This window comes from Pseudomonas sp. GGS8, assembly GCF_024168645.1.
Classification (GTDB): Bacteria; Pseudomonadota; Gammaproteobacteria; order Pseudomonadales; family Pseudomonadaceae; genus Aquipseudomonas.
Genome location: NZ_JALJWF010000001.1, coordinates 182381 through 206786, shown reverse-complemented (window position 1 = coordinate 206786; position 24406 = coordinate 182381). Strand labels below are relative to the sequence as shown.

General features: G+C 60.2%; 23 protein-coding genes and 3 pseudogenes. 12 read left to right on the top strand and 14 right to left on the bottom strand.

What is annotated here, in order from left to right; translation table 11 throughout:
* Positions 1-89: 89 nt before the first annotated feature.
* Both J3D54_RS00990 and J3D54_RS00985 read right to left on the bottom strand, forming a co-directional pair.
* Complete coding sequence (locus tag J3D54_RS00990) at positions 90-584, bottom strand: SprT family zinc-dependent metalloprotease (protein ID WP_007937535.1); 495 nt, start codon at positions 582-584, stop codon at positions 90-92.
* A 148-nt stretch (positions 585-732) separates the two neighbouring features.
* Positions 733-1335 (bottom strand): Yip1 family protein, encoded by a 603-nt coding sequence (locus J3D54_RS00985; protein ID WP_253416328.1) that lies wholly within the window; start codon positions 1333-1335, stop codon positions 733-735.
* Between the two features lie 409 nt (positions 1336-1744).
* On the opposite strand from J3D54_RS00985, the gene ttcA reads away from it, so the two are divergent.
* Together ttcA and J3D54_RS00975 are read left to right on the top strand one after the other, a co-directional pair.
* Positions 1745-2569: a tRNA 2-thiocytidine(32) synthetase TtcA gene (gene ttcA, locus J3D54_RS00980; RefSeq protein WP_205887121.1), complete on the top strand. Its 825-nt coding sequence runs from the start codon at positions 1745-1747 to the stop codon at positions 2567-2569.
* A gap of 204 nt (positions 2570-2773) precedes the next feature.
* Complete coding sequence (locus J3D54_RS00975; protein WP_253416327.1) at positions 2774-3448, top strand: DNA-3-methyladenine glycosylase I; 675 nt, start codon at positions 2774-2776, stop codon at positions 3446-3448.
* A 122-nt stretch (positions 3449-3570) separates the two neighbouring features.
* Here J3D54_RS00975 and J3D54_RS00970 read toward each other — a convergent pair whose 3' ends face one another.
* Genes J3D54_RS00970 through arsC form a run of 3 tightly spaced genes read right to left on the bottom strand, consistent with a single transcriptional unit; the run spans position 3571 to position 4944 of the window.
* Positions 3571-3996 (bottom strand): DUF2069 domain-containing protein, encoded by a 426-nt coding sequence (locus tag J3D54_RS00970; protein WP_253416326.1) that lies wholly within the window; start codon positions 3994-3996, stop codon positions 3571-3573.
* A complete protein-coding gene (wrbA, locus tag J3D54_RS00965; protein WP_018926302.1) occupies positions 3989-4594 on the bottom strand; it encodes an NAD(P)H:quinone oxidoreductase in 606 nt (201 codons plus the stop codon). Before wrbA ends, J3D54_RS00970 begins: the two co-directional genes overlap by 8 nt.
* Positions 4591-4944, bottom strand: a complete 354-nt coding sequence (gene arsC / locus J3D54_RS00960; protein WP_253416325.1) for an arsenate reductase (glutaredoxin) — start codon at positions 4942-4944, stop codon at positions 4591-4593. The genes wrbA and arsC overlap by 4 nt, the downstream gene beginning before the upstream one ends.
* Positions 4945-5058: 114 nt before the next feature.
* Here arsC and J3D54_RS00955 point away from each other — a divergent pair, with 114 nt between their 5' ends.
* The gene (locus tag J3D54_RS00955; RefSeq protein WP_253416324.1) at positions 5059-5526 is read left to right on the top strand and encodes a TlpA disulfide reductase family protein; all 468 of its coding nucleotides are present in this window, start codon (positions 5059-5061) and stop codon (positions 5524-5526) included.
* A gap of 101 nt (positions 5527-5627) precedes the next feature.
* Here J3D54_RS00955 and J3D54_RS00950 read toward each other — a convergent pair whose 3' ends face one another.
* Positions 5628-6032: an META domain-containing protein gene (locus tag J3D54_RS00950; protein ID WP_253416323.1), complete on the bottom strand. Its 405-nt coding sequence runs from the start codon at positions 6030-6032 to the stop codon at positions 5628-5630.
* On the bottom strand, positions 6032-6466 hold the full coding sequence (locus tag J3D54_RS00945; protein WP_253416322.1) for a hypothetical protein: 435 nt from the start codon (positions 6464-6466) through the stop codon (positions 6032-6034). Before J3D54_RS00945 ends, J3D54_RS00950 begins: the two co-directional genes overlap by 1 nt.
* Positions 6467-6600: 134 nt before the next feature.
* On the opposite strand from J3D54_RS00945, the gene J3D54_RS00940 reads away from it, so the two are divergent.
* Entirely contained in the window at positions 6601-6990 is a 390-nt protein-coding gene (locus J3D54_RS00940) for a hypothetical protein (protein WP_253416321.1), read from the top strand.
* A 5-nt stretch (positions 6991-6995) separates the two neighbouring features.
* Here the strand turns inward: J3D54_RS00940 and J3D54_RS00935 are convergent, their stop codons facing one another.
* Positions 6996-7985 carry a 2-hydroxyacid dehydrogenase gene (locus tag J3D54_RS00935; protein WP_253416320.1) on the bottom strand — a complete coding sequence of 330 codons (990 nt, stop codon included), beginning with the start codon at positions 7983-7985 and terminating at the stop codon, positions 6996-6998.
* A 63-nt stretch (positions 7986-8048) separates the two neighbouring features.
* Positions 8049-10798, bottom strand: a pseudogene (locus tag J3D54_RS00930) (response regulator).
* Between the two features lie 215 nt (positions 10799-11013).
* On the opposite strand from J3D54_RS00930, the gene J3D54_RS00925 reads away from it, so the two are divergent.
* From J3D54_RS00925 to J3D54_RS00890, 8 genes and pseudogenes are all read left to right on the top strand, one after another.
* Positions 11014-11730 carry a response regulator transcription factor gene (locus J3D54_RS00925; RefSeq protein ID WP_253416319.1) on the top strand — a complete coding sequence of 239 codons (717 nt, stop codon included), beginning with the start codon at positions 11014-11016 and terminating at the stop codon, positions 11728-11730.
* A 13-nt stretch (positions 11731-11743) separates the two neighbouring features.
* A pseudogene (locus tag J3D54_RS00920) lies at positions 11744-12418 on the top strand (sensor histidine kinase); the annotation flags it as partial.
* Positions 12419-12459: 41 nt separating this feature from the next.
* A pseudogene (locus tag J3D54_RS00915) lies at positions 12460-12594 on the top strand (DUF1016 N-terminal domain-containing protein); the annotation flags it as partial.
* 133 nt (positions 12595-12727) lie between these two features.
* A complete protein-coding gene (gene cysM, locus J3D54_RS00910; protein WP_018926292.1) occupies positions 12728-13630 on the top strand; it encodes a cysteine synthase CysM in 903 nt (300 codons plus the stop codon).
* The gene (gene rlmD, locus J3D54_RS00905; protein ID WP_253416318.1) at positions 13630-14982 is read left to right on the top strand and encodes a 23S rRNA (uracil(1939)-C(5))-methyltransferase RlmD; all 1353 of its coding nucleotides are present in this window, start codon (positions 13630-13632) and stop codon (positions 14980-14982) included. Before cysM ends, rlmD begins: the two co-directional genes overlap by 1 nt.
* A 121-nt stretch (positions 14983-15103) precedes the next feature.
* A complete protein-coding gene (gene relA, locus J3D54_RS00900) occupies positions 15104-17347 on the top strand; it encodes a GTP diphosphokinase (RefSeq protein WP_019650383.1) in 2244 nt (747 codons plus the stop codon).
* A gap of 147 nt (positions 17348-17494) precedes the next feature.
* Complete coding sequence (gene mazG / locus J3D54_RS00895) at positions 17495-18328, top strand: nucleoside triphosphate pyrophosphohydrolase (RefSeq protein WP_018926289.1); 834 nt, start codon at positions 17495-17497, stop codon at positions 18326-18328.
* Positions 18329-18356: 28 nt separating this feature from the next.
* The gene (locus J3D54_RS00890; protein ID WP_253416317.1) at positions 18357-18899 is read left to right on the top strand and encodes a DUF2058 domain-containing protein; all 543 of its coding nucleotides are present in this window, start codon (positions 18357-18359) and stop codon (positions 18897-18899) included.
* Positions 18900-18965: 66 nt separating this feature from the next.
* Here J3D54_RS00890 and J3D54_RS00885 read toward each other — a convergent pair whose 3' ends face one another.
* The 5 genes from J3D54_RS00885 to J3D54_RS00865 all read right to left on the bottom strand — a co-directional run bounded on the left by J3D54_RS00885 (position 18966) and on the right by J3D54_RS00865 (position 24405).
* The gene (locus tag J3D54_RS00885; protein WP_007937567.1) at positions 18966-19154 is read right to left on the bottom strand and encodes a hypothetical protein; all 189 of its coding nucleotides are present in this window, start codon (positions 19152-19154) and stop codon (positions 18966-18968) included.
* 425 nt (positions 19155-19579) lie between these two features.
* Complete coding sequence (gene fabB, locus J3D54_RS00880; RefSeq protein WP_253416316.1) at positions 19580-20800, bottom strand: beta-ketoacyl-ACP synthase I; 1221 nt, start codon at positions 20798-20800, stop codon at positions 19580-19582.
* Between the two features lie 11 nt (positions 20801-20811).
* Complete coding sequence (gene fabA / locus J3D54_RS00875; protein ID WP_018926285.1) at positions 20812-21327, bottom strand: 3-hydroxyacyl-[acyl-carrier-protein] dehydratase FabA; 516 nt, start codon at positions 21325-21327, stop codon at positions 20812-20814.
* Between the two features lie 247 nt (positions 21328-21574).
* Positions 21575-23476 (bottom strand): ATP-binding protein, encoded by a 1902-nt coding sequence (locus J3D54_RS00870; RefSeq protein ID WP_253416315.1) that lies wholly within the window; start codon positions 23474-23476, stop codon positions 21575-21577.
* Positions 23473-24405, bottom strand: a complete 933-nt coding sequence (locus J3D54_RS00865) for an ABC transporter substrate-binding protein (RefSeq protein ID WP_253416314.1) — start codon at positions 24403-24405, stop codon at positions 23473-23475. Before J3D54_RS00865 ends, J3D54_RS00870 begins: the two co-directional genes overlap by 4 nt.
* Position 24406: the final 1 nt, after the last annotated feature.

The following is a 24406-nucleotide window of genomic DNA, read 5'->3' as shown; positions in this document are numbered from 1 at the left end:
ATGATCTGCGTCGTACACAATATTTTGCACACCAGAGATCCTTGTGGGAGCGGGCTTGCCCGCGATGGGGCCGGCCGAAACACCACAAATTACTCGACCCGCATTTCCCCACTGAACACCAACGTACTGCGACAACGCCGACACAAATACCGCCGCCCCTGACGTACCAGGCTATGGCGCTGGGCCGAAAACGGGAAATCGCTGTCGGCGCACGGGCATTTGTAGATGTAGCGGGTCACGCTGCGGCGTTTGACGTCATAGGTGTGGCAGCGGTTGGGCGGCAGTTCGTAGACGCCGCGCATGATCAGTTGCCATTCTTCGCCATGGGGCTGGATGCGGTCGCCGAACAGTTGATGGGCGATCAGGTGCGCGACTTCATGCGCCACGGTCTGCTTGAGGAAATCTTCGGTGTTTTCCCGATACAGCTGCGGGTTGAAGCGCAGCAGATTCTCGTGCAAATGCGCGACACCGGCTTTTTGCCCGCGCAGCTTGAGGCTCACCACGGGGCGTTTGAAAGGTCGTTTGAAAAAGGATTCGGCTTGCAGGAAACAGTCTTCGACGCGGGTATTGAGTTGCTCGGGCATGCTTGATGGGTCTCCAAGGATGTCGAGTATGCCGCAACCCCGAGGGCTTGCGAATCGCTCAGGCGCTGAATGGTCGTTGCTCGCATTAGAAGGCCGCCTTGCGGCGGCCTGTAGTGGCGGAACGTGTATTTATGTGGGCGATCGGTTGTCAGTTGGTATAGACGGGGCCCACGCCCAGGCCCCAGACAATCACGGTGAACGCCATGATGGCCACCAGCACCACCAGTCCTACGGCGAGCACCGAGCTCGAAAACAGGAACCCCTCGTCCGATGGGATGTTCATGAACGTTGGTAGCCCCACATACAACAGGTACACCGTGTAGCAGACGGCCGCCGTGCCGACGATCATCCCCAGCCAAAGGTGCGGGTATAGCGCCGCCAGGCCGCCGACGAACAGTGGGGTGGCGGTGTACGTGGCGAACGCGACACAGCGTGCAAGGCTCGGGTTGGCGTCATAGGTGCGGGCCATCCAGTGAATGAAGGCGCCCATCACCGCGACACCGCCGAGCATCGCCAGGTACGACATGATAGTCATCCATAGCGCGCTTTCCGTGGTTAACATGACGGGCGCTCGATTACCGATGACCCAGCCGACTTGCGTGGTGCCGATAAACGCCGATACGGCGGGGATCGCCGCCAGAATCAGGGTGTGCGTCAGGTACATGTGGCTGATGCTTTCCTCCTGGTCGCCACGGATTTCTTTCCATTCCTGGTCAGGGTGGGTGAAGAGCCCCACTACGTGATGGATCATGCCAGTCACTCCTCTTGTTGTTGCCATCGCCCCCCAGCGGAGCGCTTACGGGCCAAAGTGGCCAGGTAAGAACAGGTCTGAATACGTATGCGACCTTATGTCGCAGTATAGAAAGGAGTTACTTGCAATAGTGCGAGGGCTTTAGAGCGAATCGCGCTGTAAATGTGATGGGTAATCGCCGATGGGTCTGTGCCTGTTGAACTCTGTGGCGAGGGGGCTTGCCCCCGTTGGGTCACGAAGTGGCCCCAAATCGGTCGACCATATTTTCCGGAAGATACCGCAGTGTTAGATTTACGACGGCTGCGCAGCCGAACGGGGCGATGCGGCGTTCCGACAAGCCCCCTCGCCACAAGTGACGGGTTTTTGCGTAAAATGCCGGCCCTTCGTCACACCTCACGGATTTCGCGTCATGGGCACTCTTACGGTCAACCAGAACAAACTGCAAAAGCGCCTTCGCCGCCAGGCCGGTGAGGCTGTTGCCGATTTCAACATGATTGAAGACGGCGACAAGGTCATGGTCTGCCTGTCCGGTGGCAAGGACAGCTACACCATGCTCGATGTGTTGATGCATTTGCAGAAAGTCGCCCCGATCAAGTTCGAGATCGTCGCCGTGAACATGGACCAGAAGCAGCCAGGCTTTCCCGAGCACGTGCTGCCGGCCTACCTCAAAGAACTGGGCATCGAGTACCACATCGTCGAGAAAGACACTTACTCGGTGGTCAAGGAGCTGATCCCGGAAGGCAAGACCACTTGCTCGCTGTGCTCGCGCCTGCGTCGTGGCACGCTCTACACCTTTGCCGATGAAATCGGCGCGACCAAAATGGCCCTTGGTCATCACCGTGACGACATTGTCGAGACGTTCTTCCTGAACATGTTCTTCAATGGTTCGCTCAAGGCCATGCCGCCAAAGCTGCGGGCCGACGACGGGCGCAACGTGGTGATCCGCCCGCTGGCCTACTGCAACGAAAAAGACATCCAGGCCTACTCGGACCTCAAGCAATTCCCGATCATCCCGTGCAACCTCTGCGGTTCCCAGGAAAATCTGCAACGCCAGGTGGTTAAAGAGATGCTGCAGGAGTGGGAACGCAAGACCCCGGGCCGCACCGAGAGCATTTTCCGCAGCCTGCAGAACGTGATCCCGTCGCAACTGGCGGACCGCAACCTGTTCGATTTCACCAACCTCAAGATCGATGAAACCGCGGCTTCGCGCTTCGTCAACGTGGTCAATCTCTGACACAAATTGTGTGGGAGCGAGCCTGTGGTGAGGGGGCTTGTCGGAACGCCGCATCGCCCCGTTGGGCTGCGAAGCGGCCCCAAAATCGCTGATGCACCAAAGATTTTGTGAGTGCTACGCACTCAAACGGGGCGGTGCGGCGGTCCGACAAGCCCCCTCGCCACAGGTCGCTCCCACAGGTCATTTTCATCCTCAGGAGAGGGCATGCGCGATTACAAGTGGCTGCACGAATACTGTCTGAACCGCTTCGGTTCGGCGGCTGAACTGGAAGCCCATCTGCCGGTTCCCAAGACCCCGGCGCAATTGCGCAAGATCAGCGACGACCGCTACCTCTCGACCATGGCGTTGCGGGTATTCCGTGCCGGGCTCAAGCACAGTCTGGTGGATGCCAAGTGGCCGGCGTTCGAAGAAGTGTTCTTCAAGTTCGACCCGGAAAAAGTCGTGCTGATGAGCGCCGAACATCTGGAGCGTTTGATGCAGGATGCGCGAATCATCCGCCACCTGGGCAAGCTCAAGAGCGTGCCGCGCAATGCGCAGTTCATTCTGGACGTGGCCCATGAGAAAGGCAGTTTCGGCGCGTTGCTCGCCGACTGGCCGGTGACTGATATCGTCGGCTTGTGGACCTACCTGAAAAAACACGGCCATCAGTTGGGCGGGTTATCGGCACCGCGATTCTTGCGGATGGTCGGCAAGGACACCTTCGTGCCGAGCTACGACGTGGTGGCGGCGTTGAATGCACAGCAGATCATCGACAAAGTGCCGAGCAGTTTGCGCGACCTGGCCACGGTGCAGAATGCGTTCAACCAGTGGCACGAAGAGAGCGGTGGACGGCCGATGAGCCAGCTATCGATGATGCTGGCGTATACCGTCAATCACTGACGAAGATGATCGTTCCCAAGCTCCGCGTGGGAATGCATAAAGTGACGCTCCGCGTCACAGGGACGCGGAGCGTCCCGGGCAGCATTCCCACGCGGAGCGTGGGAACGATCACTGTGGGGCTATCAGGCGGGGGAAATCTCGCCTTCCCCCGCCAACTTGCGGTTCAACTGATACCGCCACCGCACATACAGCAGTGCCGAGCAGAACACCGCCAGGCTCGCGCCCATCTCCAGTAACCCGAACAACTGCCGGTTCGGGTCATAGGCGGCCAATGCGCCCTTGATGAAATACAGGTTCACCACAAAACACATCCACGAATGCCCACGGGCACTGCCGACGATCATTCCTGGTGCCAGCAACAGCAGCGGCACCAGTTCGATCAGCAAAATCACCCAAGGCCGCGCGCCATGCAGGTCGGCGAACACCAGGTAATAGGCACAGAGCAGCCCCGCCAGACCGAAAAAGCACAGCAGGCTGATGGCGCGCATCGCCCGTACGCGTGGTTCGAGCCATTCGATGGCAGGCAAAACCTTAGGCTTCTTAGCCACGATGGCTCTCCAGTTTCTGCGCAGTCTTCGCCAGGCGCAGGCCCAAGGCGCGGCACAGTGCGACTTCATGTTCGTTCAAACCGCTTTTGCCATCGGCCCCGGCGTGATGACTGGCACCGTAAGGCGTGCCGCCGCCACGGGTTTCCAGCAGCGCCGATTCGCTGTAAGGCAGGCCGGTAATCAACATGCCGTGGTGCAGCAACGGCAGCATCATCGACAGCAGCGTGGTTTCCTGGCCGCCGTGCAGGCTGGCGGTCGAGGTGAAGACCCCGGCCGGCTTGCCCACCAGGGCGCCGGTCAGCCACAGGTTGCTGGTGCCGTCGAGGAAGTATTTCAACGGTGCGGCCATGTTGCCGAAACGGGTCGGGCTGCCCAGGGCCAGGCCGGCGCAGTTCTTCAAATCGTCGAGGCTGGCGTACAACGCGCCTTCATCGGGAATGTCCGGCGCCACGGCTTCGCATTCAGTGGAGATCGCCGGCACCGTGCGCAACCGGGCTTCAAGGCCGGCCTGCTCGACGCCACGGGCAATCTGCCGGGCCATTTCATTGGTCGAGCCGCTACGGCTGTAATACAGCACCAGAATGTACGGCGCGCTCACGGCAACAACTCCAGCACATTCTCCGGTGGACGGCCAATGATGGCTTTGTCACCGACTTCGAGAATCGGCCGCTCCATGAGTTTCGGGTGCGCGGCGATGGCGGCGATCAATTGCGCCTCACTCAAACGGCTGTCGGCCAGGTTGAGGGTTTTGTACTCGTCCTCGCCGGTGCGCAGCAATTGCCGGGCGCTGATGCCGAGTTTGCTCAGCAGGCTCTGGATTTGCGCGGCGTCCAGCGGTGTTTCCAGGTAGCGGACGACCGTTGGTGTCAAGCCACGGGCTTCGATGAGTTCGAGCGCACCGCGGGATTTCGAGCAGCGCGGGTTGTGATAAAGCGTCAGATCGGTCATGTGCGGGTCGCTTCTTGCGTAAAGTGGCGGCTATTCTAACTGTGCGACGCGTAATCCAGAACCTTGGGAGGCGATGGGTCGCAGGTGCATTCTATTTTTGACAAGGATTGAGACATGACAAGGCGACTGGCAGCGGTATTGGCGATCATGGGGGCGTTATTGCTGGGGGGCTGTGGCAACGACTATGGCATCGACCAGAATGGTCACAAGGTCGCCGCCGAACGTCTGGACAAACAATGGCTGGTGCTCAATTACTGGGCCGAATGGTGCAGCCCGTGCCGGACCGAAATCCCACAGCTGAATGTGTTGGCCGAGCAGCTCCAGGGCAAGAAGATCGGTGTGTTCGGGGTCAACTTCGACAATGTGCAGGGCGAAGAGCTGAAAAGCGCCAGCGAGAAACTGGGGATCAAGTTCACTGTATTGGCCCAGGACCCGGCCGACCTTTTCGAATTGCCGCGCAGTGAAGCGCTGCCGGTGACTTACATCATCGACAACAAGGGCAAGGTGCGGGAACAGTTGATGGGCGAGCAGACGGCGGCGGGGGTGATGGCGAAGCTTCAGGCGTTGCAGGCGGTCAACTGATCGAGCGCCTACCTGTGGCGAGGGCACTTTTGTGGCGAGGGGGCTTGTCGGAACGCCGCACCGCCCCCTCGCCACAAGTCACTTGGCTACGACCGAGGGAATCAACCCTCTTCAAGCCACCAGCGCAACGGCTTGCCTTCGGCCGGCCAGAAACGCATCTGCTCGATCGGCGATACGTCCCAGCGCTGCACGCCTTCCAGCGCCTGCAAGAAGCGCTGTTCCTGCTCCATGACTGCCGGCGCACACAGCTTGCGGGTGCTGCCGATCTTGCCGAAGCTCAGCTTCTCGCCTTCGAGCGTGTACGGCGCGAACCAATGGTTGCAGCCGCCGTTACCGTAGGCCCGACCGTCTTCACCAAGGGTGATGGTCAGGTGGCTGTAATCCATCAGAGGACGTTCGCCGATCCATTCCAGAATGTAGCTGCGATTTTGTTCAAGTTGTACCGGCTCGGCAGCGCAGCCCAGCAGGCTGGCACCCACCATTGCGGACAGAGCGAGGCGTTTCATTACGCGGGCTCCTGGCATTTCGGGCACAGGTGCTTTTCGCCAACGGTGGTCCAGCCCAACTCGGCAATCCGTGCGGTGGCGGCCGGTTTTTCAGCCTTGTTGCCCAGCGTGGCGTCGACCGCGAACTCGAAGCTCAGCTCTTTGGCGCAGCTGTCGCAGTTGACTTTCCAGGTGTGGATCGCCAGTTCGCCGAACACCGGACCACTGGCCACCGCGACCCATTGGCCGGGCGGGTTGATCAGGTGGCGAACCGTTTCGACGGTCAGGCGCATGGACAGGTCCTTGCTGCCTTTGAGGGTCACTACCAGCACGTCGTTATTGCGAATCGAGCCGCCGTTGCCGGTGACTTGATAACGCCCCGGCACCAGGGCGCGGCATTCAGTGAGGGTGTGTTGCGGGTTCATCAGGCTGTAGCGGAAATCGTGTTCGACCATGGGTCCTCCAAATATGCGCGATATGCTAGCACGGGCATGAACGCAGCATGGCGCGGGCATGTGACCTTCGATCTGGTTCAAATGAGCTGCCCACTCGTGGCACACTGCCACTTTTGCATCTCTAAGGAACAGAAATGGCGTTGATCGAATGTTACGAGTGCAAGCAACGCATCAGTTCCACGGCGCCTGCTTGCATTCATTGCGGTGCGCCTGCGGCAGCGGTGCAAGCGGCCACTTCGATGGCAGCGCCTGTAGAAACACCGCTTTCTTTCGGGCGTTTACCGAGCAATGAGAATGTGCCTCGGGTGACCCCGGCTGCGTTCGGGCGTAAACGAAAAACCGAAGTCGAGGTCCCGGCACCGGTGCTCAATGGGCCTCGTCCGGTGGAACTCTGGCTGAAACTGATGATTTTCCTTATGCCGCCGTTTTTTGTCTGGTTCCTGCTGCGTCGCGGCCATTCCCTTCAGCAGCGCTTGATAGGCTTCGGCTGGCTGGGGCTGATGATCATTTTGTCCAAGACCTGAGCCGCTCAGCGCTCGACCTGATTGTGCGGCGAACCGGCCGCCCAGGCCGCGATGTTCTGCAATGTGGTCGCGGCAATCGCACCCAGGGCTTCGCGGGTCAGGAAGGCTTGGTGCGCGGTGACGATCACGTTCGGAAAGGTCAGCAGGCGCGCCAGCACATCGTCTTGCAGTGGCAGGTCGGAGCGATCCTCGAAGAACAACTGCGCCTCCTCTTCATAGACATCCAGCCCCAGATACCCCAATTGACCGTCTTTCAACGCATCGATCAGTGCCGGCGTGTCCACCAGACCGCCACGCCCGGTGTTGATCAACATCGCGCCGGGCTGCATGTGCGCCAGTGACTCGCGGTTGATCAAGTGTTTGCTCTGCTCGTTGAGCGGGCAATGCAGGCTGATGATCTGCGACTCGGCCAGCAGTTGCGGCAAGCTCAGGTAGCGCGCGCCGAGCGCTTCGACCTGTGGGTTCGGATAGGGATCATAGGCCAGCAATTGGCAGCCGAAGCCGTGCATGATCTTCGCGAAGGTTGCACCGATCTGCCCGGTGCCGACCACGCCGACGGTCTTGTTCACCAGGTCGAAACCGGTCAACCCGTGCAGGCTGAAATCGCCCTCGCGGGTACGGTTGTAGGCGCGGTGCAGATGGCGGTTGAGCGCCAGGATCAACGCCACCGCATGTTCGGCCACCGCGTGGGGCGAGTAGGTCGGGACCCGCACAACCGTCAGTCCCAGGCGCTTCGCCGCCGCGAGGTCGACATGGTTGTAACCGGCCGAGCGCAGGGCGATCAGGCGTGTGCCGCCTGCTGCCAGGCGTTCAAGCACCGGGGCGCTGAGGTCATCGTTGATGAAGGCGCAGACCACCTCGTGATGCTCAGCCAGCGCCGCCGTGTCGAGGCTCAGTCGTGCCGGCTGGAAATGCAGTTCGATGCCGGCGGGCAGGTCGGCGGAGAGAAAACTGTCGCGGTCGTAGGTCTGGCTGCTGAAAAGAATCGTGCGCATGCTGTCCTCCTGGAAGTCTCCTCCTACTTTAATCCTCAAAGGCCCCGGCGTTATTGCGCTGCATCAGGCATTGATACGCGCATGAGCTGCCAGACGATTGATGGCGCGTTCGAGTTCTTCCAGCGCGACGGAGGCTTTTGGGTCCTGTTGCTTGAGCAGGGTTTCGCTGCGCTGGCAGGCGGCGCGCAATTGCGGGACGCCGCAATAACGGGTTGCGCCGTGCAGGCGATGGACCCGCTCGATCAGGGCATTTTGATCGCTGGCTTCTCGGGCCACGCGAATGGCCTCGCGATCGGCTTCCAGGGAGGCCAGCAGCATTGCCAGCATGTCCGCCGCCAGATCGGACTTGCCGGCCGCCAGACGCAGGCCTTCTTCGTGATCGAGCACCTGCAGTTCATGACCGCTGTAGCTATCGCTGTTGCGCTCCGGCCCCTGATTGCGCAGCGCCAGGCCCGTCCATTTCAATACGACTTGCGCCAGTTGCCGTTCGCTGATGGGTTTGGTCAGGTAGTCATCCATGCCGCTTTGCAGCAGCGCGCGTTTCTCGTTGGCCATCGCATGGGCGGTGAGGGCGACGACCGGCAGTGGCGTGCAATGCCGCTCGCTTTCCCATTGGCGAATGGCTTCGGTGCTCTGGCGCCCATCCATGCCGGGCATTTGCACGTCCATCAGCACCAGATCGAAAGTCTCGTTCTGTACGGCCTTGACCGCGGCGTAACCGCTTTCCACCGCGAGCACCTTGGCGCCCATGTCTTCGAGCAGGGTTTGCACCAGCAGCAGGTTGGCCGGGTTGTCGTCGACGCAAAGGACTTTCGGCGCGCGGCTGGAAACCGGCTCGCCGGGGTCGCTGCGTTGCTGGCGCGGGTTGACCAGATCGGACAGGGCCCGGCGCAATTTGCGGGTGCAGGCCGGTTTGGACTGAAGCTGGCTGTGGGGGTTGGGCACCGAGAGGTGGAACAGTGTCAGTTCAGTGGTCGGGCACAGCACCAACACCCTGCAGCCCAGGTGTTCAAGGTCCCAGATATGCTGGTTGAGGCGCTCCGGCGGCATGTCGTTGCTGGTGATGCCGAGCACCGCCAGGCCGATCGCCTGATCGGTCTGGTGGGCACCGGTTACGCCATTGGCCAGGCTTTCCAGGGTATTGAACGGCGTGACGACCAGGCCGCAGTCTTCCAGTTGGTGCTGCAATGCCTGACGGGCCAGCTCATGGTTTTCCAGGACGGCCACCCGCTGCCCGAGCAACGGTGGGCCGGGCAGGTCTTCGGCGTCGTCGCGGGTTTTGGGCAGGCTCAGGCTGATCCAGAATTCCGAGCCTTCGCCCGGTGTGCTGTCGACGCCGATCTCACCGCCCATTTGTTCGATCAACCGTTTGGAAATCACCAGCCCGAGGCCGGTGCCTCCGGGTTGTCGGGACAACGAGTTATCGGCCTGGCTGAAGGCCTGGAACAAGGCGCGCACGTCCTGATTCGACAAACCGATGCCGGTGTCCTGAATGCTGATACGCAGTTGCACGCTGTCTTCATGCTCTTCTTCAAGCATCGCCCGGGCGACGATGGTGCCTTCGCGGGTGAACTTGATCGCATTGCTCACAAGGTTGGTGAGGATCTGCTTGAGTCGTAACGGATCGCCCACCAGCGACAGTGGCGTATCGCGATAAACCAGGCTCACCAGCTCAAGCTCTTTGGCGTGGGCGGCGGGGGCGAGGATGTTCAAGGTGTCTTGCAGCAGGTCGCGCAAGTTGAACGGAATATGGTCGAGCACCAGTTTGCCGGCCTCGATTTTCGAGAAGTCGAGAATTTCGTTGATGATCCCCAACAGGCTGTCGGCAGACTTTTCGATGGTGCCCAGATAATCGAGCTGGCGCGGCGTCAGTTCGCTTTTTTGCAGCAGATGCGTAAAGCCGAGAATGCCGTTGAGCGGCGTGCGGATTTCATGGCTCATGTTGGCCAGGAACTCGGACTTGATCCGGCTCGCCTCCAGGGCTTCCTTGCGTGCCAGGTCCAGCTCGATGTTCTGGATTTCGATGGTTTCCAGGTTCTGACGCACGTCTTCGGTGGCTTGGTCGACGCTGTTTTGCAATTCTTCCTGAGCGTTCTGTAGCGTCCCGGCCATGCGGTTGATGCCGGACGCCAGTTCATCCAGTTCCTGGCTGCCGAGGGGCGGCAGGCGGGTTTCCAGGTGACCGTCCTTGAGCAGCGCCACGGCTTGTTTGATCTGGCTCAGCGGCCGGTTGATGGTCCGGCCCATGCGCAACGCCAATAGCGCCGCACCGGCCAGGCCCCCGCCGATCAGCAGCAGGCTGGCGAACAGGCTACGGTAACCGCGCAGCAACATGCCGCTGTGGGACAGTTCGAGTTCGACCCAGCCCAGCAGGCGGTCGGCTTCATCGGGGATCAGGTCGCCGGCCAGGTTGCGGTGTTTGCCGAACACCGGCAGCAGGTAACGCGTGGCGTCATTGCCACTGCGGCGCAGCAGCTGTGAACCGTCGCCCAGCGGCGCCTGATTGAGCATGGTCGGGCCGGCATGGGCCAGCGGCGTGCGGTCGGGGCGAGGAAGGTCACCGCGCGCACGTCGGCCTGTTCCAGGGACTGGGTGGCGATGCGCTCCAGCAGTTCGTTGTCTTTGTGACCCATGGCCGGGGCCACCAATGGCGCCAGCTGTTCGGCGATCATTTCGCCGCGCTGCATGAGTTGGGCTTGCAGGTCCGATTGCTGCATCCAGGTGAAATAGCCGCCCAGGACCAACGCCATCAGGGTGGTCGGCAACAGGGTCAGTAACAGCACGCGGCCTTTAATTCCCAGTTTCTTGAGCACGCATCTCTCCCGCATCCAGCTGTTTATTGACCTGCACATGCGTCCGGCATGCGCCACCTGCGCAGTGTAGCGATTTGCATGCGGGCAATCTTCGTAAAGTTAATGTCGTCATTCGTCGGTCAGTTCAATGCTTTGCTTCAGGGAGGAAAACCTTGAGTTGCTCCTGAAGAGGCAATCTTGAATAATCGTCAATTGAGAATTATTCGCAGATACTTATGAATCCCATTTCTATTGGCCGCCCTCGCATCCTCTCTATCGAAGACGATCCGGTGCTCGGTGCTTATGTTCATGAGCATCTGGGGCGCTGCGGTTTTCAGATGACCTGGTGCCAGAACGGGCAGGAAGGCCTGGCGATTGCGCGCCAGCAGGCCTTCGATGTGGTGTTGATGGATATTCTGCTGCCGGGGCTCGATGGCCTGGCGGTGCTGACCCAATTGCGCCAGAGCCATTCCACGCCGGTGGTGCTGATGTCGGCGCTGGGCGCCGAGGCGGATCGCATCAGTGGCTTTCGCCTCGGGGCCGACGACTACCTGCCCAAGCCTTTCAGCATGGCCGAGTTGCGGGTGCGCATCGAAGCGATCCTGCGGCGGGTGGCGCTCGACCGTCGGCCGACGTCGAACGCCCATGCGATGGACAGCCTGCGTTTCGACGATGAACTGGGCGAGGTCTTTTGGGGCGAATACGCGGCCGGCCTGACCCGCAGCGAGTACCGCTTGCTGGACACGCTGAACCGCAACGGCGATGAAGTGTTGAGCAAGGCGTTCCTTTATCAGCAGGTATTGCAGCGCGGTTATGCGCCCCATGACCGCAGCCTCGACATGCACATCAGCCAGATTCGCCGCAAGCTCAAGGCCATCGGTTACACCGAGCGTGAAGTGCGCACGGTTTGGGGCAAAGGGTATGTATTGAGTGCGGTCGATGAAGGGGGCTGACGTACCGGGCTGCACGGTGGCCCTGCAACAGCAACTGCTGCGCGATCTGTCCCACGAATTGCGCACGCCGCTCAGCCGGTTACGGGTGGCCTGCGAAAGCGAGCAAGACCTCGAGCAATTGCGCGAGCGCATTAGCCGGGAAGTCGACGGCATGCAGCGCCTGGTCGAGGATGCGCTGCAACTGGCCTGGCTCGACACCGAGCGCGTGCCGTTGCCCGATGAAGCGATCCAGGTCCAGGCCTTGTGGGAAATGCTCACGGAAAACGCCTGCTATGAAAGCGGCTGGCCGGCGAGTCAACTGCACTGTGCGGTGGATGCCTGCTGCTGGGTGCGCGGCCATCTCAATACCTTGGCCCAGGCGCTGGAAAACATTCTACGCAATGCCATTCGTCATTCACCGAAGGGCGGTGTCGTGACGCTCGATGGCTGGCGCGATGGCAACTTCTGGCACCTGTGGCTGGAGGACGAGGGCGGTGGGGTGGCTGACGAGGATCTTGAGCGGATCTTCTCGCCGTTCATCCGGCTCGAGGGCTCGCGGCCGGGGGAGGGCGGGTTTGGGTTGGGATTGAGCATTGCCAGGAATGCAGTGCAGCGGCAGGGCGGGAGTTTGTGGGCTGAGAACACTGAGACTGGGTTGCGGTTGAATATGCGGTTGTTAGTACATGACGTTTTAACCGTGTCGTCATAGCGGGCAAGCCTTGCTCCTACGGGATGTGTGTTGCCTTGAGGTTGCGCGGGTTTACCTGGTCGAACTTGTTTCGCATGCGCCAGTTCTATGAGACTTATCGCGCTGAAGAGAAAGTCGCACCACTGGTGCGACAATTGTCCTGGTCGCACAACCTGATCATCTTCAGTCAGAGTAAATATCACGCAAGGTGAAGAGTACTGATCCAGCCCCTTATTCCCATAAGCCATAAGCCCCTTACTTTGCGTGATATGGCCTGCGCACGTTTGCCGGTATGATAGGCGCCCCCGCAGTCCGGATTGCGAATACGCCATGACCTTGCAGTACCCAACCATCGCCGATTGCGTCGGCAACACTCCGCTGGTCCGTTTGCAGCGCCTGCCTGGCGTCACCAGCAACACGCTTTTGCTCAAGCTCGAAGGGAACAACCCGGCGGGTTCGGTCAAGGATCGTCCGGCGCTGTCGATGATCACCCGCGCCGAATTGCGCGGGCAGATCCACGTCGGCGATACGCTGATCGAAGCGACCTCGGGCAACACCGGGATCGCCCTGGCCATGGCCGCGGCGATCAAGGGTTACAAGATGATCCTGATCATGCCGGACAACTCCAGTGCCGAGCGTAAAGCCGCGATGACGGCCTATGGCGCGGAGCTGATTCTGGTCAGCCAGGAAGAAGGCATGGAAGGTGCGCGCGACCTCGCCCAGCGAATGGAAGCCGAAGGTCGCGGCAAGGTGCTGGACCAGTTCGCCAACGGCGACAACCCCGAGGCGCACTACACCACCACCGGTCCGGAAATCTGGCGTCAGACCCAGGGCACCATCACGCATTTCGTCAGCTCGATGGGCACCACCGGCACCATCATGGGTGTCTCGCGCTACCTGAAAGAACAGAACGAGAACGTGCAGATCATCGGCCTGCAACCGATGGAAGGCTCGGCAATTCCGGGTATCCGTCGCTGGCCGCAGGAATACCTGCCGAAGATTTATCAGGCCGATCGCGTGGACCGAATCGTCGACATGGCGCAAAGCGAGGCCGAGGACGTGACCCGTCGTCTGGCACGCGAAGAAGGCATCTTCTGCGGAGTGTCTTCGGGCGGTGCCGTGGCGGCGATGCTGCGCTTGTCCAAAGAAGTTGAAAACGCGGTAATTGTCGCGATCATCTGCGACCGTGGCGACCGTTACTTGTCGACCGGCATTTTCGACGCGCCCAACTGATGGCCAAGCAAGAGAGAGGCCTGCGCTTCCAGCCCACGGGCGGCAGCAAGGCCCCGCAAGTCCCGACCGGCAAAAAGCAGCGCTTGACCATCGAGCGCCTGGCCAATGACGGTCGCGGTATCGCGTTTTTTGAAGGTCGCACCTGGTTCGTCATCGGCGCATTGGCCGGTGAAGAAGTCGAGGCTCGGGTTTTGGGGGCCCACGGCAAAGTGGTCGAGGCGCGTACCGAACGGGTGTTCCAGGCCAGCGAATTGCGCCGTCCGGCACCGTGCGCCCATGCCGGTCGCTGCGGTGGTTGCAGTGTGCAGCATCTGCCCCACAACGAACAACTCGCCCTCAAACAGCGCATGCTCGCCGAGCAATTATCGCGGGTCGCCGGCGTCGAACCCGAAGAGTGGGCTGCGCCATTGAGCGGTCCGGAGTTCGGTTACCGGCGTCGTGCCAGGGTGGCGGTGCGTTGGGACATGAAGGCGAAAAAGCTCGAGGTCGGTTTCCGTGCAGCTGGTAGCCAGGACATCGTCGCCATCAACGAGTGCCCGGTGCTGGTACAGCCCTTGCAGCCGATCATGACCCGCTTGCCGGACATGCTGCGACGCTTGAGCAAACCTCAGGCACTGGGGCATGTGGAATTGTTCAGCGGTTCGTCATTGGCGGTATTGCTGCGGCACATGGCGCCGTTGTCCGAAGCCGATATGACGATCCTCAAGGAGTTCTGCGCGTTCCATCAGGCCCAGTTGTGGCTGCATGGCGATGGTGAGCCGCAACCGGTCGAGGCCGATCAGTCCCTGGGCTATCGTCTTGAGCAGTGGGACTTGAGCCTGGCGTATCGGCCCGGAGATTTCATCCAGGTCAACGCGGGGGTCAACGAAGCGATGGTGGCTCAGGCGCTGGAGTGGTTGGCGCCGAAAGCCGATGAGCGGGTTCTGGATCTGTTCTGTGGACTGGGCAACTTTGCCTTGCCGCTGGCCAAGGCCGTTCGTGAAGTGGTGGCGGTGGAGGGCGTGCAGGCAATGGTCGAGCGGGCTGCTGCGAATGCCGCTAGCAATAATTTGCATAACGCGAAATTTTTTCAGGCCGATTTATCCCAGCCTTTGGCTGATGCCGAATGGGCCAGCGAAGGCTTTTGTGCGGTACTCTTGGACCCACCTCGCGACGGTGCTTTCGAGGTGGTGCGCAAGCTGGCGTCCCTGGGTGCCGAACGATTGGTTTATGTGTCGTGCAACCCTGCAACTCTGGCGCGCGACACGGTCGAATTGATCAAGCAGGGCTACCGGTTAAAACGTGCCGGGATTCTCGATATGTTTCCTCAAACGGCACATGTCGAGGCCATGGCGTTATTTGAAGCGAGCTAGGATGGCTCGTCTGGTCCGACTGACCGTCCGTGCGGCTACGCACCAGCCCGACGGGGCGCCCGGACAATGAAGGTCAGCGATTTGACGCATTGAATCTGCGTCGTAGGGAAGGTAAAGCAAGATGGTACAGGTGAGAGCACACCAGCCGATCAACACCGACGGCAGTATCAATCTCGAGGCTTGGCTCGATCACGCGGTCAGTATCGATACGGCACTGGATCGCGAAGCCTTGAAAGAAGCCTGCGAGTTCGCTCGCGAGGCCGAACAACAAGCCAATGCGGCGAAAAACCTGTGGTCCGAAGGGACCTCGAGTTTCCGCACCGGCCTTGAGATCGCCGAGATTCTCGCCGACCTCAAACTCGATCAGGATTCGTTGGTCGCGGCAGTCTTGTACCGCGGCGTGCGCGAAGGCCAGATCCAGTTGCCGGCGGTCAGCCAGCGCTTCGGCCCGGTGGTCGCCAAACTGATTGACGGCGTGCAACGCATGGCGGCGATCAGCGACAGCCTGAGTCCGCGTAAATCCATGGTGATGGGCACCCAAGGCCAGGTGGAAAACCTGCGCAAGATGCTCGTGGCCATGGTCGACGACGTGCGCGTCGCGCTGATCAAACTGGCCGAACGCACCTGTGCGATCCGCGCGGTGAAAACCGCCGACGACGAGAAGCGTAACCGCGTCGCCCGTGAAGTCTTCGACATCTACGCGCCGCTGGCTCACCGCCTCGGTATCGGTCATATCAAGTGGGAACTGGAGGACTTGTCCTTCCGTTACCTTGAGCCCGACCAGTACAAGCAGATCGCCAAGTTGCTCCACGAGCGACGGCTGGATCGCGAGCGTTTCATCAGCGATGTGATGACCCAGCTCAAGAACGAGTTGCAGGCCACCGGCGTCGACGCCGACATCAGCGGCCGGGCCAAACACATCTATTCGATCTGGCGCAAAATGCAGCGCAAGGGTCTGGAGTTCAGCCAGATCTACGACGTGCGCGCCGTTCGCGTGCTGGTGCCGGAAATGCGCGACTGCTACACCGCGCTCGGCATCGTCCACACCCTGTGGCGGCACATCCCGAAAGAATTCGACGACTACATCGCCAACCCGAAAGAGAACGGTTACCGCTCGCTGCACACTGCGGTGATCGGCCCTGAAGGCAAGGTGCTGGAAGTGCAGATCCGCACCCATGCCATGCACGAAGAAGCCGAGCTGGGTGTTTGCGCGCACTGGCGTTACAAGGGCACCGACGTCAAGTCCGGCTCGAACCACTACGAAGAGAAAATCTCCTGGCTGCGTCAGGTCCTCGAGTGGCACGAAGAGCTGGGCGATATCGGCGGCCTTGCCGAACAGCTGCGGGTCGATATCGAGCCAGACCGGGTTTATATCTTCACTCCCGACGGTCATGCCATCGACTTGCCGAAGGGCGCGACACCGTTGGACTTCGCTTACCGCGTGCACACCGAAATCGGTCACAACTGCCGCGGCGCCAAGATCAACGGGCGCATCGTGCCACTCAACTACAGCCTGCAAACCGGTGAACAGGTCGAGATCATCACCAGCAAGCACGGCACCCCGAGTCGCGACTGGCTGAACCCGAACCTGGGTTACATCACCACGTCGCGGGCACGGGCGAAGATCGTTCACTGGTTCAAGTTGCAGGCCCGCGATCAGAACGTCGCGGCCGGTAAAACCTTGCTTGAGCGTGAACTCAATCGCCTCGGCCTGCCGCAGGTGGATTTCGACAAGCTGGCCGAAAAGGCCAACATGAAGACCGCCGAGGACATGTTCGCTGCGTTGGGTGCAGGCGATTTGCGCCTGGCGCAACTGGTGAACCTGGCGCAGCAACTGGTCGAGCCGGAACGCGGCAATGAACAGCTGGAGCTGATCCCGCGCAAAGCCACCGGCTACAAACCGGGCAAACGCGGCGATATCCAGATCCAGGGCGTCGGCAACCTGATGACTCAGATGGCCGGCTGCTGCCAGCCGTTGCCGGGGGACGCTATCGTCGGTTACATCACTCAGGGTCGTGGGGTGAGCATTCACCGTCAGGACTGCGCCTCGGTGCTGCAACTGGCCGGACGCGAGCCGGAGCGGATCATCCAGGTCAGCTGGGGCCCGGTGCCGGTGCTCACCTATCCGGTGGACATCATCATTCGCGCGTATGACCGTTCCGGTCTGCTGCGTGACGTGTCGCAGGTGCTGCTCAATGAGCGGATCAACGTGCTGGCGGTCAACACCCGCTCGAACAAAGAGGACAACACCGCGTTGATGTCCCTGACCATCGAGATTCCGGGGCTGGATGCACTGGGGCGGTTGCTGGGGCGGATCTCCCAGTTGCCGAACATCATCGAAACCCGCCGTAACCGCACGCCGTGATGATGACCTGTGTGGCATGTTCGCCACCGATCCAATGTGGGAGCGTGCCTGCTCGCGATGGCGATCTGACGTTTAACCTGTACGTTGTTTGTCGGTCCGCTATCGCGAGCAGGCTCGCTCCCACAGGTTTTTGCAGAGATTTGGCTGATGTATTCACTTGAAGACCTGCTGCACCTGATGAACCGTCTGCGTGACCCGCAGTACGGCTGCCCGTGGGACATCAAGCAAACCTACGCCACCATTGTCCCGCACACCCTGGAAGAAGCCTACGAAGTCGCCGACGCCATCGAACGCGGCGATTTCGATCACTTGCAGGGTGAGTTGGGCGACTTGTTGTTCCAGGTGGTTTATTACAGCCAACTGGCTCGGGAAGAAGGGCGCTTCGAATTCGCTGGCGTGGTCGACAGCATCACGCGCAAGTTGATCCGCCGTCATCCTCACGTATTTCCCACCGGTGATCTGTACGCGCCGCTGGACGTCCCGCGTCTGAATGAAGAGCAGGTCAAGCAACGCTGGGAAGAGATCAAGGCTGAAGAACGCGCCGAGAAGTCTTCGGCGCCGGAGCAGTTGTCCTTGCTCGATGACGTACCCGCGGCCCTGCCGGCGTTGTCCCGTTCGGCAAAACTGCAGAAGCGCGCAGGGCAGGTCGGTTTCGACTGGCCGGACGCCTTGCCGGTGCTCGACAAGGTTCGCGAAGAGCTCGATGAAGTGCTCGAAGCCATGGCCGACAATGACTCGGCGGCGATTGCCGATGAAGTCGGCGACCTGCTGTTTTCCGTGGTCAATCTGGCGCGTCACCTCAAGGTCGATCCGGAAACCGCACTGCGTGGCGCGAACACAAAGTTCGAAAGACGCTTCCGATTTATCGAACAGGCATTGCGCGACACCCACCGTCCCATAGAAGATTGCACCCTCGAAGAGTTGGACGCCTTGTGGGGCGAAGCCAAACGCCAGGAAAAGAATTTGCCCAGCTGCGGTTGAGCAGTTGCCTAAGTGAGAAATAAGCACCATGAGCATTTCCCTTCGCGACCAGTTGCTCAAAGCAGGGCTGGTCAACCAAAAGCAGGCCAAACAGGTCGGCAAAGAGAAGCAGAAGCAGCAACGTCTGGCCCACAAAGGCCAGATCGAACTTGATGACTCCCAGCAGCGTGCCGCTCAGGAAGCCATGGCCGAGAAGGTCAAGCGCGACCAGGAGCTCAATCGTCAGCAGCAGGAGAAGGCCGAGCAGAAGGCCCGCGCCGCCCAGGTCAAGCAATTGATCGAAGTCTCGCGCCTGCCCAAGCTGAACACCGAGGACTACTACAATTTCGTCGACGACAAGAAGGTCAAGCGCCTCTCCGTCAACACCCTGATGCGCAACAAGCTCAGCAGCGGTTCGCTGGCGATCGTGCATCACGCCGGCGGTTACGAAGTGATCCCTCGTGAAGCGGCCCTGAAGATTCAGGAGCGCGATCCACAGCGCATCGTGCAGCTGAATGTGAAGACAGAAGAAGTCAGCACCGAAGACGATCCGTACGCGGCCTATCAGATTCCTGACGATCTGATGTGGTAAGCCGTTAGCGGCTGCAACAACGACAAACCCCGCTCATGGCGGGGTTTGTCGTTTTCAATGTGGTGGTTATGCAGAACGCGCTTCGCGTTGCTGCTCCAATGTTTCCAGTTCGGCCTTGTATTGGTGGGCTTCGGTCTCGGAGTGGAACATCCCGACCAGCAGGTTTTGTTGATGTACATCCCAGATGCGGATACCGGCGGCGATGCCTTCATGGGACATATGTGAATCGTCGCGTTCAGTTACTTTTACAGTCATCTACTAGCTCCAATCTCTGTTATCTGCAGCAAGGCGTGTGCAGGCCTTTGTTATAAGTTTGGTTAGCTGGCTAAGTAAACGACTGAATTCGGTAATGGACTTTTGCGAATTCTGCAAAAGCGCTGCAGCCCGTGTAACGCGCGACATTCGGTCGCAGGTCGTTGAGTTTCATGACGAATGTTTCATGTTCGTGAGCCACGAAGTCATGGTTCGAGCCTGATGGATTGAGCAGCGCAAAACCTGTGGGAGCTGGCTTGCCTGCGATGACGTCGGCACAGCAACCATGGGTGTTGCCTGACACTCCGCCATCGCAGGCAAGCCAGCTCCCACAGGTTTTTCTGCCATGCCCGAGTAATTATTTCAGACGCAAAAAAAAAACGCCCCGAACCAGTCGGGGCGTTTTTATGTGTGGCGTAGGCGGGGGATTACTTACCCTGCCAGCGCTTCAGTACCAGCGTGGCGTTGGTGCCACCGAAGCCGAAGCTGTTGCTCATCACGGTGTTGATGGTGGCGTCTTCGCGAGTCTTGGTCAGGATTGGCATGTCTGCCACTTCCGGGTCCAGTTCGTCGATGTTGGCCGAACCCGCCATGAAGTTGCCTTCCATCATCAGCAGGCAGTAGATCGCTTCGTGAACGCCGGCGGCGCCCAGGGAGTGACCCGACAGGCTCTTGGTGGAGCTGATGGCCGGGGCCTTGTCGCCGAACACTTCACGCACACCTTTCATTTCCATCACGTCGCCGACCGGAGTCGAGGTGCCGTGAGTGTTCAGGTAGTCGATCGGTGCGTCGACGGTGGCCATGGCCATCTGCATGCAGCGGATGGCGCCTTCGCCGCTTGGGGCGACCATGTCGTAGCCGTCGGAGGTCGCGCCGTAGCCAACGATTTCCGCGTAGATCTTCGCGCCGCGGGCCAGAGCGTGTTCCAGCTCTTCGACCACGACCATGCCGCCACCGCCGGCGATGACGAAACCGTCACGCTTGGCGTCGTAGGCACGGGAAGCCTTTTCCGGGGTTTCGTTGTACTGGCTGGACAGGGCGCCCATGGCGTCGAACAGGAACGATTGGCTCCAGTGTTCTTCTTCACCGCCACCGGCGAAAACGATGTCCTGTTTGCCCAACTGGATCTGCTCCACAGCGTTACCGATGCAGTGAGCACTGGTGGCGCACGCGGAGGAGATCGAGTAATTCACACCCTTGATCTTGAACGGGGTGGCCAGGCAAGCCGAAACGGTGCTGCCCATGGTCCGCGTGACGCGGTACGGGCCCACGCGTTTGACGCCTTTCTCGCGCAGGATGTCCAGCGCTTCCATCTGGTTCAAGGTCGACGCGCCACCGGAACCGGCGATCAGGCCGGTACGCACGTTGGAAACCTGTTCTTCGGTCAGACCGGAGTCTGCGATGGCATCTTTCATGGCCAGGTAGGCGTAAGCCGCCGCGTGGCCGACGAAGCGATAGATCTTGCGATCGATCAGCTCTTCGAGGGGAAGGTCAATGGAGCCGGAAACCTGGCTACGCAGACCCATTTCAGCATATTCCGGGTTGAACCGGATGCCAGGGCGGCTTGCACGCAGGTTAGCGGAGACGGTCTCTTTGTCATTGCCCAGGCACGAAACGATGCCCAGACCAGTGATAACGACGCGGCGCATGCGGATAACCCTTAGAAGTTGTCAGTGGAGGTGAAAACGCCGACCCGAAGGCCTTCGGCGGTATAGATTTCGCGGCCGTCGACAGTCACGGAACCATCGGCGATGGCCATGTTCAGTTTGCCTTTGAGGACGCGTTTGATATGGATGTTATAGGTGACTTTCTTGGCGGTCGGCAGTACCTGGCCAAAAAATTTCACTTCGCCCGAACCCAAGGCACGACCACGGCCCGGCAGACCTTGCCAGCCGAGGAAGAAGCCGACCAGTTGCCACATGGCATCGAGACCCAGGCAGCCCGGCATCACTGGATCACCTTCGAAGTGGCAGGCGAAGAACCACAGGTCTGGAGTGATATCCAGCTCGGCGACCAATTCACCTTTGCCGTACTTGCCACCCTCTTCGGAGATCAGGGTGATGCGATCGACCATCAGCATGTTCGGGGCGGGCAGTTGCGCGTTACCTGGGCCGAACAGCTCACCACGACTGCAGCGCAGCAGGTCTTCCCGGGTAAAGGCGTTTTGTTTGGTCATGCGAGCTCCTCAATAGTCCATGCGGCAGGGTGGGGGCGAATCTCCCGGCCGATCGAAGCGTTCATGCCTCGAGTCAGCAGCCTACTCATAGACTATTGCGTTGTAGTGAAAGTCACAGCACCAAGGACATGAATGTACACTTGTGCACTGAAATTATTATTCAAGCCCCTTTTAGGGCCTGTTCGGGTGACTAAGACTGCCGCACTTTCGTCTTTCACGCCAGTCGCAGATAGCCGAAAGGCCTGCACTACTGCACCCATCGCTGCAGAATTTGCTGCAGATCAGTGCGTTTGAAGGGCTTGGCCAGGTAATCGTTCATCCCTGCGGACAAACAGGCTTCACGGTCGCCCTGCAAGGCGTTGGCCGTCAGGGCAATGATCGGCACGTCAGCGCAGCCGGGCAGTTGGCGAATCTGTCGGGTGGCCTCGTAGCCGTCAATGACCGGCAGTCGGCAGTCCATCAGAATCACTTCGAAAATCAGGCTCTCGGCACTGCGCACCGCTTGTGCACCATCTGTCACGACGCTGACAGTAAAGCCCAGACTGCGCAACATTGCTTCGACGACAGTGCGGTTGACTGGATTGTCCTCCACCAGCAGCACATTGCGACCTTCGCCGTGGTCGTTGCCGGTATGTACTCGCGGCATCAGCACCGGCAACGACTGCTTATACAGCGCCAGAGGTATTTCCAGGGTGAACACCGAACCGACGCCTTCTTCGCTCTGAGCACGCAAGGTGCCGCCCATTCGTTCGGCCAGAGTGCGGGCAATCGGCAGCCCCAGCCCGGTGCCACCGTAACGTCTTGAAATGGAACTGTCGGCCTGTTGGAACGCGTTGAACATTAATTCCAGGCTTTCGGCCGGGATGCCGATCCCGCTGTCGCGCACGGTGCAGGTGAACCACAGTAATTCGTGATCCAGCGACTGCCATTGCGGTTCGATCGTGATACGGCCCCGTTCGGTAAATTTCAGCGCATTGCCGACCAGATTGACCAGTATCTGCCGGATCCGCGTTGGGTCGCCCTGAACCTGCAGGGCGCGCATGTTCTCGGGCATCTGCAGTTGCAGCTCAAGCCCGCGCTGCACTGCGCTGTGCTGGAACGATTGGGCGCAGCTGCTGATCAAGTCCGCAAGATTGAACGCAATGTGCTCCAGCTCCAGTTCCGAACGTTCGATGCGCGAGAAGTCGAGAATGTCGTTGATCACTTTGAGCAGGTGTTCAGTCGATTCCGAAGCCAGCGCGGCGTACTCGATCTGTTCCTCGGTCATCGCGGTGGTTTCCAGCAGTTGCAACATACCCAGCACGCCATTCATCGGCGTGCGCAGCTCATGGCTCATCATCGCCAGGAAATCGGATTTGGCGTTGTTGGCCTTTTCCGCTTCCTCACGGGTCTGAATCAATTGCGCCATGGCCTGATGCTGTTCGCGGCTGGCTTGTTCAAGGCCCTGGGCAAGGTTGTTAATGTGTTGCGACAGGGCACCCAGTTCGGTGTCATCGACAATCGGCAGGGGCGTTTTGTAATCGCCTTTCTGGATCGCCTTGACCGCATTGCCGATGTCATGGATCGGTCGCGACAGGCTGCCGGCCAGGCGCCGAGCCAGCAGAAAGGTAAACAACAGGGCGAACAGGGCCAGGATCGCGGCCTTGAACAGGATTTCCTGCTGGCGGTGGTTGAAGGCGTCATTGGACAGCCCGACAATCACCCGGCCCAGGTAATCCTCGCCCGGCTTCGTGGGGGCGGTGCGGCTGTTCTGGAAGAAGTCATTGTTGAGCGCGATACGTTGCAGCCGCACCGGTGCCTGGAACACTTCGACCTGGTGCGAGTGGTGATGGGTTTCCGACGGTTGTTCGACGTACACCAGAATCCGGTTGGTGTTGTCCTGAACCTCCAGAAAACGCACATTGGGCGTGGCCAGGGTGGCTTTGAGTAAACTTTCGAGCACGTCGTTATTGCCCGAGATCACCCCGTATTCGGTGGCCGGCGCCAGTTGGTTGGCGATCAACTGACCGGTGTGGTTGAGTTCCTGGCGCAGGTCCTGGATTCGCACGAAGGTGAAGAAGCTGATCAGCAGCAACGTCAACAGCAGCGCCGGGCCGAGGCTGATGATCTGGGTACGGGTATTGATGTCCCAACCGCGACAGGAGGTCATGGGCGGTGTTCTCCTTCGGCCAGCCGTGTTGCAACAGAGGCTTCATTCATCGGTTCAATGCTTAATGAACGAGCCACTTGCGGGTTGCTCAAGACCTTGAAGTGCTGCGGATAAAGGGTGTGCGGCCAGGTGCTGGAGGGGCGGTCGAGCAGTTCGTCGAGAATCTTCAGCCAATCGCTCTGGTCGCTGTAGGTGCTGGCGAGGCTGCCTGCTCTGACGAAGGCGGCGTTGGGACCGATCAGTGGCAGCTGCCGTGCGTAGCTACTGAGCAGCAGGTTTTTCACGGTTTTCGGGTTGTACAAATCAGGATCATCCAGGCCCACCAGCACGTCGCTGTTTTTCAGCAGGGCTTGCAACGGGCGGCTGTCATTGGTGTTGTCCCAACGCTCGGTGACCACATCAAGGCCCAGATGCAGGGCAGCTTGATGCAGTTCTTTCAGCAGAAATTCGCTGTGGCTGTCGAAAAGCACGCCGACCCGTCGAGCCTCGGGCAGGACGAGTCGGGTCAGGCGCAATTGTCGATCCAGCGGCGGATCGCTCCAGAGCAGGCTCAGGTGCGGCGGCGAAACATCGCCAAAGCGTTGGTGGGCTTGCAGGCGGCTGATACGCAGCACCAGCGTTGCCGGGCCTTGGGCGTCTTGCAGGCGCCAGTCGAGGCTTTGCAAGTCGAGCAGAATCAGGCGGGTGCCCGCGGGCAGTTGGCTGGGCGCTGGCAAGCTGGCGACCGGCTGGAAACGCACGCTGTCGGTGGGGCGCAACTCGCTCAGGGCCTGGACAAAAGACTGCACGCCCGGGCCGTCTTCGGCGCCGGTCAGCAGGATGTCGGCGGCCCGTGCCGGCAGATTGCACAGCAGCCCGACAAACACCAGGCACAACCCAGCCAGCAGGCGGCCAAGGGTTGGTGTCTTTCGTGACGGGCAATACTGCATC

Excerpts from the sequence above, each read along its gene's own strand:
- J3D54_RS00950 (WP_253416323.1), bottom strand. The coding sequence starts at position 6,032 with ATGAAACGCCTCGCTCTGTCCGCAATGGTGGGTGCCAGCCTGCTGGGC.
- J3D54_RS00890 (WP_253416317.1), top strand. The coding sequence starts at position 18,357 with ATGAGCATTTCCCTTCGCGACCAGTTGCTCAAAGCAGGGCTGGTCAAC.
- J3D54_RS00985 (WP_253416328.1), bottom strand. The coding sequence starts at position 1,335 with ATGATCCATCACGTAGTGGGGCTCTTCACCCACCCTGACCAGGAATGG.
- J3D54_RS00935 (WP_253416320.1), bottom strand. The coding sequence starts at position 7,985 with ATGCGCACGATTCTTTTCAGCAGCCAGACCTACGACCGCGACAGTTTT.
- J3D54_RS00975 (WP_253416327.1), top strand. The coding sequence starts at position 2,774 with ATGCGCGATTACAAGTGGCTGCACGAATACTGTCTGAACCGCTTCGGT.
- cysM (WP_018926292.1), top strand. The coding sequence starts at position 12,728 with ATGACCTTGCAGTACCCAACCATCGCCGATTGCGTCGGCAACACTCCG.
- rlmD (WP_253416318.1), top strand. The coding sequence starts at position 13,630 with ATGGCCAAGCAAGAGAGAGGCCTGCGCTTCCAGCCCACGGGCGGCAGC.
- J3D54_RS00925 (WP_253416319.1), top strand. The coding sequence starts at position 11,014 with ATGAATCCCATTTCTATTGGCCGCCCTCGCATCCTCTCTATCGAAGAC.
- J3D54_RS00990 (WP_007937535.1), bottom strand. The coding sequence starts at position 584 with ATGCCCGAGCAACTCAATACCCGCGTCGAAGACTGTTTCCTGCAAGCC.
- J3D54_RS00955 (WP_253416324.1), top strand. The coding sequence starts at position 5,059 with ATGACAAGGCGACTGGCAGCGGTATTGGCGATCATGGGGGCGTTATTG.
- mazG (WP_018926289.1), top strand. The coding sequence starts at position 17,495 with ATGTATTCACTTGAAGACCTGCTGCACCTGATGAACCGTCTGCGTGAC.
- arsC (WP_253416325.1), bottom strand. The coding sequence starts at position 4,944 with ATGACCGATCTGACGCTTTATCACAACCCGCGCTGCTCGAAATCCCGC.
- fabA (WP_018926285.1), bottom strand. The coding sequence starts at position 21,327 with ATGACCAAACAAAACGCCTTTACCCGGGAAGACCTGCTGCGCTGCAGT.
- relA (WP_019650383.1), top strand. The coding sequence starts at position 15,104 with ATGGTACAGGTGAGAGCACACCAGCCGATCAACACCGACGGCAGTATC.
- fabB (WP_253416316.1), bottom strand. The coding sequence starts at position 20,800 with ATGCGCCGCGTCGTTATCACTGGTCTGGGCATCGTTTCGTGCCTGGGC.
- J3D54_RS00870 (WP_253416315.1), bottom strand. The coding sequence starts at position 23,476 with ATGACCTCCTGTCGCGGTTGGGACATCAATACCCGTACCCAGATCATC.
- J3D54_RS00940 (WP_253416321.1), top strand. The coding sequence starts at position 6,601 with ATGGCGTTGATCGAATGTTACGAGTGCAAGCAACGCATCAGTTCCACG.
- J3D54_RS00885 (WP_007937567.1), bottom strand. The coding sequence starts at position 19,154 with ATGACTGTAAAAGTAACTGAACGCGACGATTCACATATGTCCCATGAA.
- J3D54_RS00945 (WP_253416322.1), bottom strand. The coding sequence starts at position 6,466 with ATGGTCGAACACGATTTCCGCTACAGCCTGATGAACCCGCAACACACC.
- J3D54_RS00865 (WP_253416314.1), bottom strand. The coding sequence starts at position 24,405 with ATGCAGTATTGCCCGTCACGAAAGACACCAACCCTTGGCCGCCTGCTG.
- ttcA (WP_205887121.1), top strand. The coding sequence starts at position 1,745 with ATGGGCACTCTTACGGTCAACCAGAACAAACTGCAAAAGCGCCTTCGC.